This is a genomic window from Solihabitans fulvus (assembly GCF_008386585.1).
Lineage (GTDB): Bacteria > Actinomycetota > Actinomycetes > Mycobacteriales > Pseudonocardiaceae > Solihabitans > Solihabitans fulvus.
In genome coordinates, this window is the sequence record NZ_VUOB01000053.1 from 73,546 (window position 1) to 89,364 (window position 15,819).

The following is a 15,819-nucleotide window of genomic DNA, read 5'->3' on the forward strand; positions in this document are numbered from 1 at the left end:
GACGGAGGAACTTCCCTGGCGGCTGGTGCGATGTGCGGGGGGACGGTGGTGAACGCGTCAGCCCGGACAGCTACAGGTGGTGACCCTGAGGAGATCGATGTGCCGACGGGAGCACAGGAACGTGTCCCGGTCGCACGGCGACGGGTGGTGTCGAAGCCGTCGGGCCATGTCCGGAACACCTCCTCGCACGCGGTTGGTTAGCAGCGCAAACGGCATCATTCCAACCTTTGCCGAGCCGTGTTGTCAATGCCGCGCGCGTCACGAACGCGCTGCTCCGGGCCGGTCACCGAGGGTGGTCAGTCGGGCAGTTCGTCCAGCTGCCGTTGGATCCGGTCGGCGACCCCGCCTCGGCGCTGCGCCCGCACCAGGTCCCGCGCGCGTTCCCAGACAGCCCGCGCCCGAGCCAGGTCGCCGACGGCGGTGTGCGTGCGGCCGAGCCGGTCCAGGGTGTCCGCCTCCTCATAGCTGTTGCCGAGGTCCCGGTACAGCTCCAGCGCCGCCTGGTAGTGCTCGACGGCCTCGGCGTGCCGGCCGGAGTGATGCTCGACATAGCCGAGGCTGTCCAGCGTGGCGGCCTCGCCGATGCGGAAACCGTGCCGGCGGTAGAGGTTCAGGGCGGCCTCGCAGGAGGCGCGGGCGGGCTCGTACCGGCCCAGCCGCGCGGAGAACCAGCCGACCGCGTTGAGCGCGTCGGCCTCCCACACGGGATTGCCGAGCGCCCGGAACAGCAGCAGCGCCCTGCTGGCGTGGTCCAGCGCCCGCTCGTCGTCGCCCATCCGCTCCCACGACCACGCCAGGATCTGGTGGGCGTGCGCCTGACCGGGTTGGTCCCCGGCGCGCTCGGCCAGCGTCAGGGCGAGCTGGAGGTGGTCGAGCGCCTCGGCGTGCCGGCCGACCCGCGCGTTGGCGTCGCCGAGCCGCCGGTGCGCCAGGATCTGGCAGGCCGGATCGTCCAGGTGGCCCGCCGCGGCGAGGCCGGCGCGCCAGGACGCCAGGTCGTCCTGGCCGTTGCCGCGCCAGGCGTGCGCGGTGTTCATCGCCCACGCCAGCTGCCACACCGCGCGATGCCAACCCCGCTCGGCGGCCAGCTGCTGGACGGAACGCAGGCCCGCGTGCTCGGCGTCGAACCACGCCATCGCGCTCGTCTCGTCCGCGAGCGGCCGAGGCAGGCTGCCGGGGGAGGGCGGGTCCAGCTCGATGGGTTGGCGCGGCGGGAACAACAGCCGGTCGCCGGCGAAGGCCGTGTGCAGGCAGCAGTCCACCAACCGGCGCAGCGCTTCCCGTTGCCGCGCCTCGGACTCCACGGTCCGCGCGACGCCGAGGGCGTGCTGCCGCAGCAGATCGTGGAAGCGGTACCGGCCAAGGACCGACTGGTCGAGCAGGTGGACGTCGACCAGGTGCTCCAGCTGTCGCTCCGCGTCGTCGAGGCCGATGCCGGCGAGCGAGGCCGCCGCGTGGAGATCGAAGTCCGCGCCGGGATGCAGGCCAAGCAGCCGGAACAACCGCTGCTGGTCCTCGTCGAGATGGTGGTAGGACAGGGCGAACGCGGCCGCCACGCTGCGGTCTCCCGTGGCGAGTTCGGTGAGCCGCTGGTAGTCCTGGGCCAGCCGGCCGGCCAGGTGCGCCACCGTCCACGCGGGCCGGGTGCGCAGGCGGGCCGCCGCGATGCGGATGGCCAGCGGCAGCCGGCCGCACAGCTCGACGACCTCGCCGACGGCCTCGGGTTCGGCCTCGGCGGGGCCACGCCCGACGATCCGGCCGAACAGCTCGGCGGACTCGGCCGCCGAGAGCACGTCGAGGGACAGGGTCCCTGCCGTGTCGAGATCGGCCAGCCTGCGGCGGCTGGTCACCAGCACCAGGCAGCCCGACGCGCCGGGCAGCAGCGGCCGAACCTGCGCCGCGCTGGCCGCGTTGTCCAGCACCACCAACACCTTCCGCTCGGCCAGCTCGGCCCGCCACAGCGCGGCCCGCTCGTCCAGCCTCGGCGGAATCTGCTCACCCGGCACGTCCAGCGCGCGCAGCAGCGCGTCCAGCGCGGCGGCCGGGTCGGTCGCCTCGTGCTCGCTGGTGTGCCCGTGCAGGTCGGTGAACAGCTGCCCGTCGGGATAGCGGTCGCACAGCCGGTGCGCCGCGTGCACGGCGAGGGTGGTCTTGCCGATGCCCGCCATGCCGTCGATGGCCTCGATCACCACCGCCGAACCGCCGCCGGCCGGCAGCGCGTCGAGCAGCCGCCGCATCTCCTCCTCGCGGCCGGTGAAGTCGGCGATGTCGCCGGGCAGGTCGTTGCGGGCGCCCGGCCTGCCGCGGTCCGCCTCGACGGGCGGCGCGTCCTCATCGCGCAGCAGCCGGTCGCGCAGCTCGGTCAGCTCGGGGCCCGGATCGACGCCGAGCTCGTCGACCAGCGTGCCGCGCAGGTCCTCGTACGCCGCCAGCGCCTCGGCCCTCCCGCCCGACCGGTACAGGGCCAGCATGAGATGCCGACGCAACCGTTCGCGCAGCGGGTGCGTCGCGACCAGGCCGCGCAGCTCCTCGACCAGTCCCGCGTCCTGGCCGCGCGCGAGGTCGGCCGCGAACCGCTCCTCCAACGCCGTGAGCCGCTCCTCCGCCAGGCGGGCGGCCTGCGCGGCGAAGTAGCGCCCGGACACGGCGGTGAGGGCGGCGCCGCGCCACAGCGCCAGCGCCGACCGAAGCTCGGCCGCGGCCTCCTCGGGACGGTCCTCGGCCGCGCCGGCCCGCCGCACGTGTTCACGGAACTCCGCGAGGTCCAGCTCGCCGGGCTCGACCCGCAGCCGATAGCCGGAGGTGAAGGTCAGCCGCTGGTTGCCATCGGGCTCGATCGAGGAGAGGGCGCGGCGCAGCCGGAACACGTAGGTCTGGAGGGCCGCGGCGGCGTTGCCTGGCGGCCGGTCGCCCCACACCGCCTCGACCAGTTCGTCGACCGGCACCACCCGGTCGGCGTGCAGCAACAGGGCGGCGAGCAGGGCCAGCTGCCGGGAGCCCGGCAGCCGCGCGCGACCACCCGCTCCCGACGCCTCGATCGGCCCCAGAACGCGAAAATGCACGACCGTTCCCCCCGGAACCACGCCGCCGGCCAAGGATCCCTACGGTAGCGGCTCGCCGCCCTCGGTGCGCGGATCCGCTTGGGCGGCAACGGGTTCCGCGGCAGCGCGGCACCTGCCCCGACGCGCGGGCGACGGGCCGGACATATCGGGCGGAGGGTCTAAACGTGGAGGGCGACGGCGTCGTGCGCGCCGACGGTCGCGGTGAACCAGCCGTCCGCGTTGACCGAGTAGCTCGGGCCGGAGCACCCGCCGCCGCTCGGCGCGCCGTGCACCACATCGCAGTACACGCCCGCCGGCAGGCTCGTGTGGTAGCTGCGGCTGGCCGGCGCGTTCTCGTTGTTCACCACCACGAATCCCCGCGCGCCCCGGCCGAACACGATCAGGTTGTCGCCGTCGTCCCACCAGCCCGTGACGGCGGTGCCGCGCACCGCGTTGTGGAAGCCGACCATGCCGGAGATCGGCTGCCACCGCTGCTCGCAGTGCCAGCCGTTGGCGTAGCACGTGGGGTTCGCGATGCGGCCGGAACCGTCCGTCGGCGCGCCCTGGTCGTTGTTGCCGAAGTCGAAGCCCGACATGACGGTCGGCGACCCGTAGGGCCACGCCAGCATGAAGACGTATCCGAGCGTGTAGGTCGCGCCGTCGCGGAAGCTCAGCGTGCTGCCGTTGCGCTCGGTGTCGTGGTTCGCGACGAACGGGACGGCCCGGTCGCCGGCGAAGTAGCCCCAGGCCTCGCCGAAGTTGTTCAGGTACTTGATCTTGTCGGTCTGGAACATGCGCTTGAGGTCCCAGGCGTACTGGAACTCGTGCACGTCCCCGTTGCCGGTGTACTCGGTCGGCTGGATCGGCTGACCGGGACCGGGGATGACCTCCTGCACGATGTAGGGCGGCCGGCTCAGCTTCGCCTCGATGGCGGCGATGTCGGCGGCGGCGATGTGCTTGGCCGCGTCGATCCGGAACCCGTCCACCCCGAGCGAGAGCAGGTCGTTGAGGTAGCCGGCGATCCGGTCGCGCACGTGGTCGCTGCCGGTGTCCAGGTCGGCGAGGTGCACGAGCTGGCAGTTCTGCACCTCGTAGCGGTCGTCGTAGTTGACGATGTCGTCGTTGCCGTTGCGCCCGCAGTGGTGGAAGTCCTGGTACTGGTAGATGCCCGGGTAGTCGAAGTGCCCGTAGGAGCTGCCGGCCCAGCCGGTGCCCGGGGCGTCCGAGCCCTCCATGTGGTTGACCACCGCGTCCGCGATGACCTTGACCCCGGCGTCGTGGCAGGCCGTCACCATGCCGGCGAACTCGGCCCTGGTGCCCTTGCGTGACTCGATCCGGTAGCTGACCGGCTGGTACTCGGTCCACCACTGGGTGCCCTGCACGGGCTCCTGCGGCGGAGACACCTGGACGTAGCCGTACCCGCTTGGGCCGAGGTGGTCGTGGCACTCCGCGCCGACCGACGGCCAGTTCCACTCGAACAGCTGCGCGATGACGTCCCGATCGCCCGAGGGGGTCGCGCCGGCCTTGGGGGCGAGCAGCGGCGCGCTGCCGCACGCCGCCAGGTAGCCGGCCGCGAGCAGCGCGGCGGCGGGGATCAGTCGGCGGAACCCCATGGGCCCTCCTCGCTGCGTCGGTGCAGGTGGACGTGCGCTCGCGTGCGGGTTGCCGGGCAAGCTAGGCCCGAGCGCGGCAGCCGTCTAGGCCCGATCGTTGGACGATCCGGGAAAACTTTTGCGGCCGTCGATCGGGTCGGTGTCGGGCGCGGATCCGCGCCGACGGGACGCCGGGGGGAAACCCGCAGGCAGGGCGGTGGGGTGGCTCGATAACATCTGGGGCGCGCACGGTCCGTGCGCGCCGACCGTCACCCGAGGAGTCATCGTGTCCCAACCGCGTCCCGCAGCCGCCGCACCCGCGCCACGCGTGGTGGTCACGGCCGGCACTACCGCGGGAGCGGCGGTGCGCGAGGCCGAGCTGCCGGGCAAGGGCCCCGACGCCATCCTCGTGGTCCGCGACCCCGACGGCCGGCTGCGCGACCTGGCCTGGACGCCGGACGCCGACGTCGAGGTGGAGGCCGTCGCGGCGGACACTGAGGACGGCCGCAGCGTGCTGCGGCACTCCTGCGCGCACGTGCTCGCGCAGGCCGTGCAGCAGCTGTTCCCGCAGGCCAAGCTGGGCATCGGCCCGCCGGTTCGGGACGGCTTCTACTACGACTTTGCGGTGACCACGCCCTTCACGCCGGAGGACCTTCAGGCGTTGGAGAAGCGGATGAAGCAGATCATCAAGGGCTCGCAGCGGTTCTCCCGCCGCGTGGTGGAGTCGCTGGACGCGGCCAAGGACGAGTTGTCCGCGGAGCCGTTCAAGCTGGAGCTGGTCGACATCAAGGGCGGCGTGGACACCGCCGAGGTGATGGAGGTCGGCGGCGGCGAGCTGACCATCTACGACAACCTCGACCCGCGCAGCGGCGACCGCGTGTGGGGTGACCTGTGCCGCGGCCCGCACGTGCCGACCACCAAGCACATCCCGGCGTTCAAGCTGACCAGGGTCGCGGCGGCCTACTGGCGCGGCAACGAGAACAACCCCCAGCTCCAGCGCATCTACGGCACGGCGTGGGAGTCCCAGGAGGCCCTGGACACCTACCTCGAGCGGCTGGCCGAGGCGGAGCGCCGCGACCACCGCAAGCTCGGCACGGAGCTCGACCTGTTCAGCTTCCCGGACGAGATCGGCTCCGGTCTGCCCGTGTTCCACCCCAAGGGCGGCATCATTCGCCGGGCCATGGAGGACTACTCGCGCCGCCGGCACGAGGAAGAGGACTACGAGTTCGTCTACTCGCCGCACATCACCAAAAGCACGCTGTTCGAGACCTCCGGTCACCTCGACTGGTACAAGGAGGGCATGTACCCGGCGATGCACCTTGACGCCGAGTACAACGAGGACGGCACGGTCCGCAAGCCGGGGCAGGACTACTACCTCAAGCCGATGAACTGCCCGTTCCACGACCTGATCTTCAAGTCGCGCGGCCGGTCCTACCGCGAGCTGCCGCTGCGGATGTTCGAGTTCGGGTCCGTCTACCGGTACGAGAAGTCCGGCGTGATCCACGGCCTGACCCGCGTGCGCGGCATGACGCAGGACGACGCACACATCTTCTGCACCAGGGAACAGGTGCAGGAGGAGCTGAAGTCGCTGCTGACCTTCGTGCTGAACCTGCTGCGCGACTACGGTCTTGACGACTTCTACCTTGAGCTGTCCACGCGCAACGACGAGAAGTACGTCGGCCCGGACGAGGTGTGGGAGGAGGCCACCGAGACGCTGCGGAAGGTGGCCGAGGACTCCGGGCTCGACCTGGTGCCCGACCCCGGCGGCGCGGCGTTCTACGGGCCGAAGATCTCCGTGCAGGCCAGGGACGCGCTCGGCCGCACCTGGCAGATGTCCACGATCCAGCTGGACTTCATGCTGCCGGAGAAGTTCGAGCTGGAGTACACCGCGAGCGACGGCAGCCGGCAGCGTCCGGTGATGATCCACCGCGCGCTGTTCGGTTCGATCGAGCGCTTCTTCGGGGTGCTCACCGAGCACTACGCCGGCGCGTTCCCCGCCTGGCTGGCTCCGGTGCAGGTGGTCGGCATCCCGATCGCCGACGAGCACGTCGAGCACCTCAGTCAGGTGGCGAAGGCGTTGCGCGCCAAGGGGATCCGGGTCGAGGTGGACGGCTCCGGCGACCGCATGCAGAAGAAGATCCGCACGCACACCACGCAGAAGGTGCCGTTCCTGCTGCTGGCAGGCGCGCAGGACGTCGAGTCGGGCGCGGTGTCCTTCCGGTTCCGCGACGGCACGCAGATCAACGGCGTGCCGGTGGACCAGGCCGTCGCCACGGTGGCCGAGTGGGTCGAGCGGCGGGAGAACGCCTCGCCGAGCGCCGAGGTCGTGCAGAAGGCCTTCGCGTGACCGAGCTCGCGAGGTCACCGTTCGACCCGGCACGTCTCGTCGCGGTGTCGTCGAGCGTGGGCGGGGCGGCGTCGTGACGGCGGACGGCCCCGAGCTTGTCGAGCAGGACGGGATCGGGGTCCACGACGCGTTGCAGCGGCTGTGGACCCCGCACCGGATGGCCTACATCCGGGGCGAGAACAAGCCGGTGGACGAGCAGCCGCACGGCTGCCCGTTCTGCGAGCTGGTGCGGCTGCCCGACGCCGACGCGCTGATCCTGGCGCGCGGCGAGCAGGTGTACGCCGTGCTGAACCTGTACCCGTACAACCCTGGCCACCTGATGGTGGTGCCCTACCGGCACGTCGCCGACTACACCGAGCTGACGGCGGCCGAGACGGTCGAACTGGCGGAGTTCACCCAGCGGGCCATGCGGGTCGTGCGCCGCGCCGCCGCGCCGCACGGCTTCAACCTCGGCATGAACCAGGGCGCGGTGGCCGGCGCCGGCATCGCTGCGCACCTGCACCAGCACCTGGTGCCGCGCTGGGGTGGCGACTCGAACTTCATGCCGGTGATCGGACAGACCAAGGTCCTGCCGCAGCTGCTCGCCGAGACGCGCGAGCTGATCGCGGCGGCGTGGGCCGAGACCGACTGAGCGAGCACACAAACCGGGAGCAGCACATGACATCGCCAGCTCTGGACGAGTCGGCACCGGACACCTCGACCCTGGTCGAGCAGCGCGACCGGGCGGCGGCCGACTACGCGACCCTGGTCGGGCGCGGGCTGAAGCTCGATCTGACCAGGGGCAAGCCGTCCTCGGCCCAGCTGGACCTGTCCAACGACCTGCTGGCGCTGCCCGGCGCCGGGCACGCCGTGGTGGACGGCACGGACACGCGCAACTACGGCGGACTGCTCGGCCTCACCGGACTGCGCGAGCTGTTCAGCGCGGCGCTCCAGGTGCCGACCGCCCAGCTGCTCGCGGCCGACAACGCCAGCCTCGCGGTGATGCACGACTGCCTCGTGCACGCGCAGCTCAGCGTGCTGCCCGGCGCGCAGCGCCGGTGGGCGGACGAGCCGAAGGTCAAGTTCCTCTGCCCGGTTCCCGGCTATGACAGGCACTTCGCGCTGTGCGAGCGGTTCGGCATCGAGATGATCCAGGTGCCGATGACCGAGGACGGCCCCGACATGGACGTGGTCGAGCGCCTGGTGGCGGCCGACCCTGCGGTCAAGGGCATCTGGTGCGTGCCGAAGTACAGCAACCCGGACGGGGTGGTGTACAGCGACGAGACCGCGCGGCGGCTGGCGGCGATGCCGACGGCGGCGCCGGACTTCCGGATCTTCTGGGACAACGCCTACGCGGTGCACCACCTCACCGACGAGGAGGTGCGGATCGCCGACCTGCTTGCCCTGTGTGCCGAGCACGGGAACCCCGACCGTGCCTTCGTGTTCGGCTCGACGTCGAAGATCACCTTCGCCGGGTCGGGCGTGTCGTTCTTCGGGTCCTCCGAGGCGAACGTGGCGTGGTACCTGAAGAACACGGCCATGCGGACGATCGGTCCCGACAAGGTCAACCAGTTGCGCCACCTGATGTTCCTGCGCGACGAGGACGGGCTGCGCGAGCACATGCGGCGGCACCGCGAGCTGCTCCGGCCGAAGTTCGACGCGGTGGACCGGATCCTCACCGAGCAGCTGGACGGCACCGGCCTCGCGTCGTGGTCCAAGCCGCGCGGCGGGTACTTCGTCAGCCTCGACGTGCCGGCGGGCTGCGCCAAGGAGGTCGTCCGCCGCGCGGCGGAGGCGGGCATCGCCCTCACGCCGGCCGGGGCGACGCACCCGCACGGCCAGGACCCCGAGGACCGGACGATCCGCATCGGTCCGACGTTCCCGGACCTGGCCGACGTGGAGCTGGCCATGGCCGGCCTGGCCACCTGCGTGCGGCTCGTCGGCTACGAGAGGCTGCTTGGCGAGGGCGCGCGGTAGGCGCCGTCCGCGGCGCACCGGGGCGTGTTGGTCGCGCCCCGGTCCGCCGCCGGCCTCGGCCGTGCAACGTCAGGAACCCGCGACGTCCAGGTGCCCGGCCGCGGTCCACTCCGGGGACGCGAACCTGGGCGTGAGCTGTCCCGGCCCGATCTCCTCGCCGCAGTCCCGGCAGCTCACCACGGGCTCAAGGTCGGTGCCGCAGTGGTGCTCCCAGACCACGGGCGGGCGGTCGACCAGGTGCCGGTCGCCCCACTGGGTCAGCAGGAGCAGCACGGGACGCAGCTCCTGGCCGGCGTCGGTGAGGTGGTACTCGAAGCGGGGCGGCCGCTCGTGGTACTGCACCTTCGTGATCACCTCGGCGTCGACGAGATGGCGCAGCCGGGCGGTCAGCACGTCCCTCGGCGCTCCCGTGTTGCGAGCGATGCCGTCGAACCGGCGCACGCCGAAGAAGATCTCGCGGAGCACCAGCAGGGAGTACTTCTCGCCGACCACGCTCAGCGCCTCGGCCGCCGCGCAGGGTCGTGGTGTGGTCATCAGCACAGCATAGAGGGGTTGGTTGGTTTTTCCAACTGACCGGATTACGGTGAATCCAGTTTTCCAACTAACTGGAGGTCGTCATCATGCGCGACGCCGTGATCGTCGAGGCCGTTCGCTCACCGGTCGGCAAGGGCAAGTCGTCCGGCACGCTGGCCGGGGTCCACCCCGTCGAACTGCTCGCCCACAGCCTGCGCGCCCTGGTCGACCGGAGCGGCATCGATCCCGCGCTGGTCGAGGACGTCATCGGCGGCTGCGTCGACCAGGTCGGCGAGCAGGCCATGAACACCACCCGTTACGCCTGGCTGTCCGCGGGCTTCCCCGAGTCCGTGCCGGCCACGACGATCGACCGGCAGTGCGGCTCCTCTCAGCAGGCCGTGCACTTCGCCGCGCAGGCCGTGCTCTCCGGCGCGGCCGACCTCGTGGTCGCCTGCGGGGTCGAGTCGATGAGCCGGGTGCCCATGTGGTCCAACGTCGGCGAGGGCAACGACCCGTTCGGTCCGGGCATCGCCGCCCGCTACCCGGACGGGTTGGTGCCGCAGGGGATCAGCGCCGAGCTGATCGCCGCCAAGTGGGGGCTCGGCCGCGCCGAGCTGGACGACTTCGCGCTGCACAGCCACCGCAAGGCCGCCTCGGCCGCTTCGGCTGGCGTGTTCGCCAAGGAGGTGGCGCCGCTCAACGGGGTCACCGGCGACGAGAGCATTCGGCCGGAGACGAGCGCGCAGGCGCTGAGCGGGCTGCGGCCCGCCTACTACAGCGCGGAGATGGCCGAGCGGTTCCCGGAGATCGGCTGGCACGTGACGGCGGGCAACAGCAGCCCGCTCAACGACGGCTCCGCCGCGCTGCTCGTCACCACCAGCGAGAACGCCGCGCGCCTCGGCCTGCGTCCGCGCGCAAGGCTGCATAGCTTCGCGGTGGTCGGCGACGACCCCATCTACATGCTCACCGGCGTGATCCCGGCCACCGAGAAGGTGCTCGCGCGCGCCGGGCTCGGCATCGAGGACATCGACCTGTTCGAGGTCAACGAGGCGTTCGCGTCGGTGGTGCTCGCCTGGCAGCGGGAGACGGGTGCGCGGGAGGACCGGGTCAACGTCAACGGCGGGGCGATCGCCCTCGGCCATCCGCTCGGCGCCAGCGGCGCGCGGATCATGACCACGCTCGTGCACGCCCTGGAACAGCGTGACGCGCGTTACGGGCTCCAGCTGATGTGCGAGGCTGGCGGAATGGCCAACGCCACGATCCTGGAACGCCTCTGACCCGGACGGAAGTAGGGCGAAAAGGCGACCGCCCCCGACATGAGCGAGCTCATGTCGGGGGCGGTGAACTATCCCGGAACCGAGCAGCAGGCCCCCGGTGAAAGCGGAACCAGCCTGCGCGACGAGGGGATCAGGGGATCAGATAGCCCGAACGCCCTGGGCCTGCGGGCCCTTCTGGCCCTGGCCGATCTCGAACTCCACGCGCTGGTTCTCCTCCAGGGACTTGAAGCCCGTGCCCTGGATCTCCGAGTAGTGCACGAATACGTCCGGGCCGCCGCCGTCCTGCGCGATGAACCCGAAGCCCTTTTCGCCGTTAAACCACTTGACAGTGCCTTGCGCCATGCTGCTGGCTCCCTGCAATAAACCACAATGAGGCCCCCACAGCGGGGACCCGTGGACCACCGTAGAGCAGCGGCACCACCTTTGTCCGCACCGGCACACCCCTAACGCGCCAAATGGCACCGAGTGACACGAAAGTCACCTCGGCACGAACCCCGACTCGTAGGCCGCGATGACCGCCTGTGTGCGGTCGCGCGCACCGAGTTTCCCCAGGATATTGCCCACATGCGTCTTGATCGTCTCCAGGCTCACGTACAGCTCGGCGGCGATCTCGCCGTTGGACAGCCCGGTCGCCATCAGTCGCAAAACTTCTGCCTCGCGCGCGGTGAGCTCGGCGGCCAGCCCACCCCCCGAGCGCCCGTAGGTCGCCGCCAGCTCCCGGATCGAGGCGGGGAACAACAGCGAGTCGCCGTGCGCGACCAACCGGATCGCCTGCACCATCGCGTCCGGCCTGGTCCGCTTGAGCAGGAACCCGCTCGCGCCGGCGCGCAGGGCGTCGTAGACGTACTCGTCGTTCTCGAAGGTCGTCACCACGATCACCCTCGGTGGCTCCGGCACGGACTCCAGCAAGTGCCTGGTCGCCTGGATGCCGTCGATCTTGGGCATCCGCACGTCCATCAGCACCACGTCCGGCCGCAGCGCCCTGACCAGCGGCGTGACCTCGGCGCCGCTGGCGGCCTCGCCCACCACGGTCAGGTCGGGCTCGGCGTCCACGATGACCCGCAGCCCCGTCCTGACCAGGTCCTCGTCGTCGACGACGAGCACTCGCACGGTCATGGGGTTCCCTTCGGCAGGAGTCACGTCGGCAGGAGTCACGAGGTGGTCTTCAGCGGGAGGCGGGCCGTCAGCCGCCAGATCGGGCCGTCCGCGCCCGATGTCATGCCGCCGCGCAGTACGGCGACCCGCTCGGCCACGCCGCGCAGCCCGCGCCCGCCGCCGTCCCGGCCGGGCCTGCCGGTGCCGAGCGGGTTGGTCAGCTCCAGTTCGAGCGCGTCCTCGTGCAGCGTGAGCCGCAGTCGCGCCGGCACCTGGCCGGCGTGCCGCAGCACGTTGGTGAGGCCCTCCTGCACGATCCGGTACGCCTCCCTGGACACCGCGGCCGGCACCCGGCCGAGCGACCCGGTCAGCTCCTCGGCCACCTCGACGCCGGCCAGCCTGGTCTGCGCCAGCAGCCTGCCGAGGTCGCCGAGGTCGGGCTGCGGCGCGGTGCCGGGCGCGTCCTCCCGCAGCAGCCCGAGCACGTGGTCCAGCTCATCGAGCGCTCCGCGCGCCGACTCACCGATCGCGGCCAGCGCGGTGGCGGCGAACGCGGGGTCGGTGGTCAGCACCCGCTCGGCGGCGGCGGCCTGGATGGTGACCACGCTCAGCGCGTGGCCGACCGAGTCGTGCAGCTCGCGTGCGAGCCGGTTGCGGTGGGCCAGCGCCGCCGCCCGCCGCTCCAGCTCGGCCACCCGGTCGGCGGGGGACGGGCCGAGCAGCGCAGGCGCGAGCCCGACGAAGACCAGGCCACCCGCCCAGGCGGCGCAGACCAGACCGACCGCCAGGACCACCGCCAGCGCGGGCGACCACCAGCCGACGTTCAGCACGAACTGGGTCATCGGCGAGCCCGCCGGCGCGAACGGCGTGATCAACAGCACCACCACGGCGGGCGGGATGGCCAGCGTCATGCCGCTGACCACGCCGCCGACCACGACGTGCGCGAGGAACCAGGCCGCGCCGCGCACCCTGGCCCCGCCCGCCTCGACGGCCGGCACACCAAGCAGGGCGCGCACCGCGGCGCCCTCCAGCACCCGCACGATGGGGAACAGCCCGGTCACCGCCACCAGCGGCAGCGCGGCCAGGAGCGCGACCAGCTCCTGGACCAGCAGCGGCAGGTCCCGCGCGACGAAGGGCACCAGCAGGGAGTTGGTGAGCAGGAAGAACGGCATCATCAGCGCGCCGCCCAGGATCAGGTACGCCCAGCGCAGCCGGGCACGCCGCCCGAGGAGCGCGGCGAGAACCCTCCTGGCGGCCATTCGCTGATCCTCACACGCCACGGCTGGCGTGCGGGGCGGCTGCGCGCTCGGCGAGCAAGATCACGCCAATCCCGGCGCCGAGCGCCCCGGCGAGCACCCTGACCAGTCCGAGCACGCCGATCAGGCCCCAGTTGCCGACGGTCGTGCCGGTCAGCGCGCTGCCGGCCAGCACGGGCAGCAGCGACCACACGCCCCACCCGAACAGTCCGCCGGAGCCCACCCAGGTCAGTGCGATCGGCACCCAGTACGGCAGCCGGCCGAGCGGCCGGTACACCAGCAGCACCAGGCCGAGCCCGCAGGCCAGCGCGGTGAGCCCGTACGCGCCGTCGAGCACGTGGGTGGCGAAGCCCTGGTCGACCCCGACCTCCTCGGGCTGGCCGACCGGCAGGCCGCACGCCCACAGCAGGTGCACGACGAAGGCGATGCCGGCCAGCGCCGCCGCGACGGCCGTGAGCACGCGCTGCGCGGCGTGGGTGGTGCCCGGCGGCAGTTCGTCGACCCTGGCGCGCAGCAGCGTCCCCCAGCGGTGCCGGGCGTACAGCACGAAGGCGACCAGCAGGGTGAGCGTCTCGGCGGTGAAGCCGGTGTAGACGAGCCCGTAGACCCAGGGCCGCACGAGGTTGTCGGCGGTGACCAGCTGGACGCCGGTCGCGGCCGCGTGGACGGCGGCGATCGGCATGGCGAGCGCGATCGGCGTGAGGAGGCCGGCGCCGACCCACATCGGGAAGCCGACCAGCCAGACCGAGGCGCGTCGGCCCCAGCGGTAGGTGAGGGTCAGCGCCAGCAGCGCGGCGACCACGTCCATGGCGGCGGTGGCCGCGTTGCCGCCGATCAGCACGGGGTTGTCGACCAGCGAGCGGTCCACGAACCCGATCGGGTCGCCGAACAGCCAGGCCGTCTTGAGCACGAGGTAGGGGATCGTGCTGGCGATGGTCGCGTAGCAGGCCACCAGCCGGAGCGCGCCGGGCCGGACCCGGTCCGGCCGGGCGGTCGCGGAGGAGGGTGGTGCGGAGACTGTCATGCCGGCGACTCTTCCGCCGGCACGACCACCGGGCCTCCCGCCAGGAGACGAACCGGCTCCCTCCCCTGGGGGAGGCGGCGGGAACGCCGAGGACCCCGCGCGTGCTGCGCGGGGTCCTCGGCGTCAGAGCTGGAGCGGGCCGGGTCAGGCCTGCCTGAGCACGGCCTCGATCTCGAGGGCGATCTGCACCTTGTCGCTCACCACGGCGCCACCGGTCTCCAACGCGGCGTTGAAGTTCACGCCGTAGTCGGTGCGGAGGATCTCGGTGCTGGCGGTGAAGCCCGCGCGGGTGCCGCCGTAGGCGTCCGGGCCGATGCCGCCGAGCTCGAGGGCGAGGCTGACGGGCCTGGTCACGCCGCGCAGCGTGAGCTCGCCGTCGAGCACGAAGTCACCGTCCTCCTGGCGGACGCCGGTGGACCGGAACGACAGGGTGGGGTACTCCTCGACGTTGAGGAAGTCGTTGGTGCGCAGGTGGCCGTCCCGCTGCTCGTTGTGCGTGTTGATCGAGGCGGTGTTCACGGTCGCGGTGACCGTGGAGTCGAGCGGGTTCTCGGCGGTGACGATCTGCCCCTCGACGTGGTCGAACCTGCCGCGGACCTTGGTGACCACGAAGTGGCGCGCGACGAACGCGATGTCCGAGTGCACGGGGTCGATGTCCCAGGTGCCGACGACGTATCCCGGGATCTGGACGGCAGCGCTCATGGTGTGCTCCTTGGTTGAGGATGGTGACTCGTCCGAGCCAACACGATTGAAACTTAAACTATTCCCCCTCGTCGCGCTGCCCTTCTCCGACAAAAACTCGCCAGGGGGTCCAGCGCCCCGCCTATGGCCGATCGTCTACACGCCGCATCCTGGTTATGGTGCGAAGAATGACCGCACCCGAGCGCTCGCGCCTGGCGAGGGATCGGCTGTCTCGAGAACTGCGGCGGCTGCGCACCGAGGCGAAGATGACGGGGACCGCCGCTGCGAAGGCCGCTGGCATGAGCCAGTCGAAGCTTTCCAAGATCGAGAACGGCATGCTGCTGCCGTCGGTGCGGGACGTCGAGCGCCTCGCCGGTGCCCTGATCGCCACCGAGGACACCGCCTTCGAGCTGGTCGAACTGGCCAAACTGCTGCACGCCGAGGTCGAGACGCGCCGGGTCGTGCTGCACCGGGGCGCCCACCGCCACCAGCAGACCGTCGGCCGGATCGAGGCCGAGGCGACCACCAGCAGGTTCTTCCAGCTCAACATGGTGCCGGCGCTGTTACAGAGCGACGGCTACCTCAGGGTCGTGTTCGCCCCGCTGCCCCAGGACGAACGCGAGGCCGCGGTCAGCGCCCTGCGCGGCCGCAGGGGCGTGTTCAACGATCCAGAGAAGCAGTTCGTGTTCCTGCTGACCGAGGGCGCGCTGCGCTGGCGGATGGGGTCGTCCGAGGTGATGCGGAGCCAGCTCGACCGGCTCGTCGAGGTGTCGAGGCGGCCCAACGTCCGGCTCGGCCTCGTGCCGTGGGCGGCCAACGCCGACGTCGTCGCCCTGCACGGGTTCCAGGTCTACGACGAACGGGTGGTCACGGTCAGCGTGCTCACCGGGAACGCCACCATCACCGACCCCGCCGACGTGCACGAGTACCTGGAGCTGTTCGGCAGGCTGGAGCGGCTGGCGATCTACGACGACGACCTGCGCGGCCTGCTGACCAGGATCGCCGAGGACTATCGCGTGCTCCGGTGACCTCGGGCG

At 71.7% G+C, this 15,819-nt stretch carries 13 protein-coding genes; 5 read left to right on the forward strand and 8 right to left on the reverse strand.

What is annotated here, in order from left to right; genetic code table 11:
- Positions 1 to 296: 296 nt before the first annotated feature.
- Both F0L68_RS27065 and F0L68_RS27070 read right to left on the reverse strand, forming a co-directional pair.
- Positions 297 to 3,062 carry an AfsR/SARP family transcriptional regulator gene (locus tag F0L68_RS27065; RefSeq protein ID WP_223199166.1) on the reverse strand — a complete coding sequence of 922 codons (2,766 nt, stop codon included), beginning with the start codon at positions 3,060 to 3,062 and terminating at the stop codon, positions 297 to 299.
- A gap of 158 nt (positions 3,063 to 3,220) precedes the next feature.
- Positions 3,221 to 4,654: an alpha-amylase gene (locus tag F0L68_RS27070; protein ID WP_149852636.1), complete on the reverse strand. Its 1,434-nt coding sequence runs from the start codon at positions 4,652 to 4,654 to the stop codon at positions 3,221 to 3,223.
- Positions 4,655 to 4,919: 265 nt separating this feature from the next.
- On the opposite strand from F0L68_RS27070, the gene thrS reads away from it, so the two are divergent.
- The 3 genes from thrS (at position 4,920) to F0L68_RS27085 (ending at position 8,936) form a co-directional block, all read left to right on the forward strand.
- Complete coding sequence (gene thrS, locus F0L68_RS27075; protein WP_149852637.1) at positions 4,920 to 6,980, forward strand: threonine--tRNA ligase; 2,061 nt, start codon at positions 4,920 to 4,922, stop codon at positions 6,978 to 6,980.
- 73 nt (positions 6,981 to 7,053) lie between these two features.
- The gene (locus tag F0L68_RS27080; protein WP_223199167.1) at positions 7,054 to 7,611 is read left to right on the forward strand and encodes an HIT family protein; all 558 of its coding nucleotides are present in this window, start codon (positions 7,054 to 7,056) and stop codon (positions 7,609 to 7,611) included.
- Positions 7,612 to 7,637: 26 nt separating this feature from the next.
- Positions 7,638 to 8,936, forward strand: coding sequence for an aspartate aminotransferase type Ic (locus tag F0L68_RS27085; protein ID WP_149852638.1), 1,299 nt, complete (start codon positions 7,638 to 7,640; stop codon positions 8,934 to 8,936).
- 69 nt (positions 8,937 to 9,005) lie between these two features.
- On the opposite strand, the gene F0L68_RS27090 is transcribed toward F0L68_RS27085, so the two are convergent.
- Positions 9,006 to 9,470 (reverse strand): winged helix-turn-helix transcriptional regulator, encoded by a 465-nt coding sequence (locus F0L68_RS27090; protein ID WP_149852639.1) that lies wholly within the window; start codon positions 9,468 to 9,470, stop codon positions 9,006 to 9,008.
- Between the two features lie 86 nt (positions 9,471 to 9,556).
- Here F0L68_RS27090 and F0L68_RS27095 point away from each other — a divergent pair, with 86 nt between their 5' ends.
- Entirely contained in the window at positions 9,557 to 10,726 is a 1,170-nt protein-coding gene (locus F0L68_RS27095) for a thiolase family protein (RefSeq protein WP_149852640.1), read from the forward strand.
- Between the two features lie 138 nt (positions 10,727 to 10,864).
- On the opposite strand, the gene F0L68_RS27100 is transcribed toward F0L68_RS27095, so the two are convergent.
- From F0L68_RS27100 to F0L68_RS27120, 5 genes are all read right to left on the reverse strand, one after another.
- Entirely contained in the window at positions 10,865 to 11,068 is a 204-nt protein-coding gene (locus tag F0L68_RS27100) for a cold-shock protein (RefSeq protein ID WP_149852641.1), read from the reverse strand.
- A 135-nt stretch (positions 11,069 to 11,203) separates the two neighbouring features.
- Positions 11,204 to 11,842, reverse strand: coding sequence for a response regulator transcription factor (locus tag F0L68_RS27105; protein ID WP_149852642.1), 639 nt, complete (start codon positions 11,840 to 11,842; stop codon positions 11,204 to 11,206).
- Between the two features lie 35 nt (positions 11,843 to 11,877).
- Entirely contained in the window at positions 11,878 to 13,080 is a 1,203-nt protein-coding gene (locus F0L68_RS27110; protein ID WP_149852643.1) for a sensor histidine kinase, read from the reverse strand.
- A gap of 10 nt (positions 13,081 to 13,090) precedes the next feature.
- Positions 13,091 to 14,101, reverse strand: a complete 1,011-nt coding sequence (locus F0L68_RS27115; RefSeq protein ID WP_149852644.1) for a hypothetical protein — start codon at positions 14,099 to 14,101, stop codon at positions 13,091 to 13,093.
- A gap of 144 nt (positions 14,102 to 14,245) precedes the next feature.
- Entirely contained in the window at positions 14,246 to 14,803 is a 558-nt protein-coding gene (locus F0L68_RS27120; protein ID WP_149852645.1) for a YceI family protein, read from the reverse strand.
- Between the two features lie 167 nt (positions 14,804 to 14,970).
- On the opposite strand from F0L68_RS27120, the gene F0L68_RS27125 reads away from it, so the two are divergent.
- Positions 14,971 to 15,810 carry a helix-turn-helix domain-containing protein gene (locus tag F0L68_RS27125; protein WP_149852646.1) on the forward strand — a complete coding sequence of 280 codons (840 nt, stop codon included), beginning with the start codon at positions 14,971 to 14,973 and terminating at the stop codon, positions 15,808 to 15,810.
- Positions 15,811 to 15,819 lie beyond the last annotated feature (9 nt).

Coding starts and splice junctions, on each gene's coding strand:
- F0L68_RS27070 (WP_149852636.1), bottom strand. CDS start 4,654: ATGGGGTTCCGCCGACTGATCCCCGCCGCCGCGCTGCTCGCGGCCGGC.
- F0L68_RS27085 (WP_149852638.1), top strand. CDS start 7,638: ATGACATCGCCAGCTCTGGACGAGTCGGCACCGGACACCTCGACCCTG.
- F0L68_RS27090 (WP_149852639.1), bottom strand. CDS start 9,470: ATGACCACACCACGACCCTGCGCGGCGGCCGAGGCGCTGAGCGTGGTC.
- F0L68_RS27095 (WP_149852640.1), top strand. CDS start 9,557: ATGCGCGACGCCGTGATCGTCGAGGCCGTTCGCTCACCGGTCGGCAAG.
- F0L68_RS27100 (WP_149852641.1), bottom strand. CDS start 11,068: ATGGCGCAAGGCACTGTCAAGTGGTTTAACGGCGAAAAGGGCTTCGGG.
- F0L68_RS27105 (WP_149852642.1), bottom strand. CDS start 11,842: ATGACCGTGCGAGTGCTCGTCGTCGACGACGAGGACCTGGTCAGGACG.
- F0L68_RS27110 (WP_149852643.1), bottom strand. CDS start 13,080: ATGGCCGCCAGGAGGGTTCTCGCCGCGCTCCTCGGGCGGCGTGCCCGG.
- F0L68_RS27115 (WP_149852644.1), bottom strand. CDS start 14,101: ATGACAGTCTCCGCACCACCCTCCTCCGCGACCGCCCGGCCGGACCGG.
- F0L68_RS27120 (WP_149852645.1), bottom strand. CDS start 14,803: ATGAGCGCTGCCGTCCAGATCCCGGGATACGTCGTCGGCACCTGGGAC.
- F0L68_RS27125 (WP_149852646.1), top strand. CDS start 14,971: ATGACCGCACCCGAGCGCTCGCGCCTGGCGAGGGATCGGCTGTCTCGA.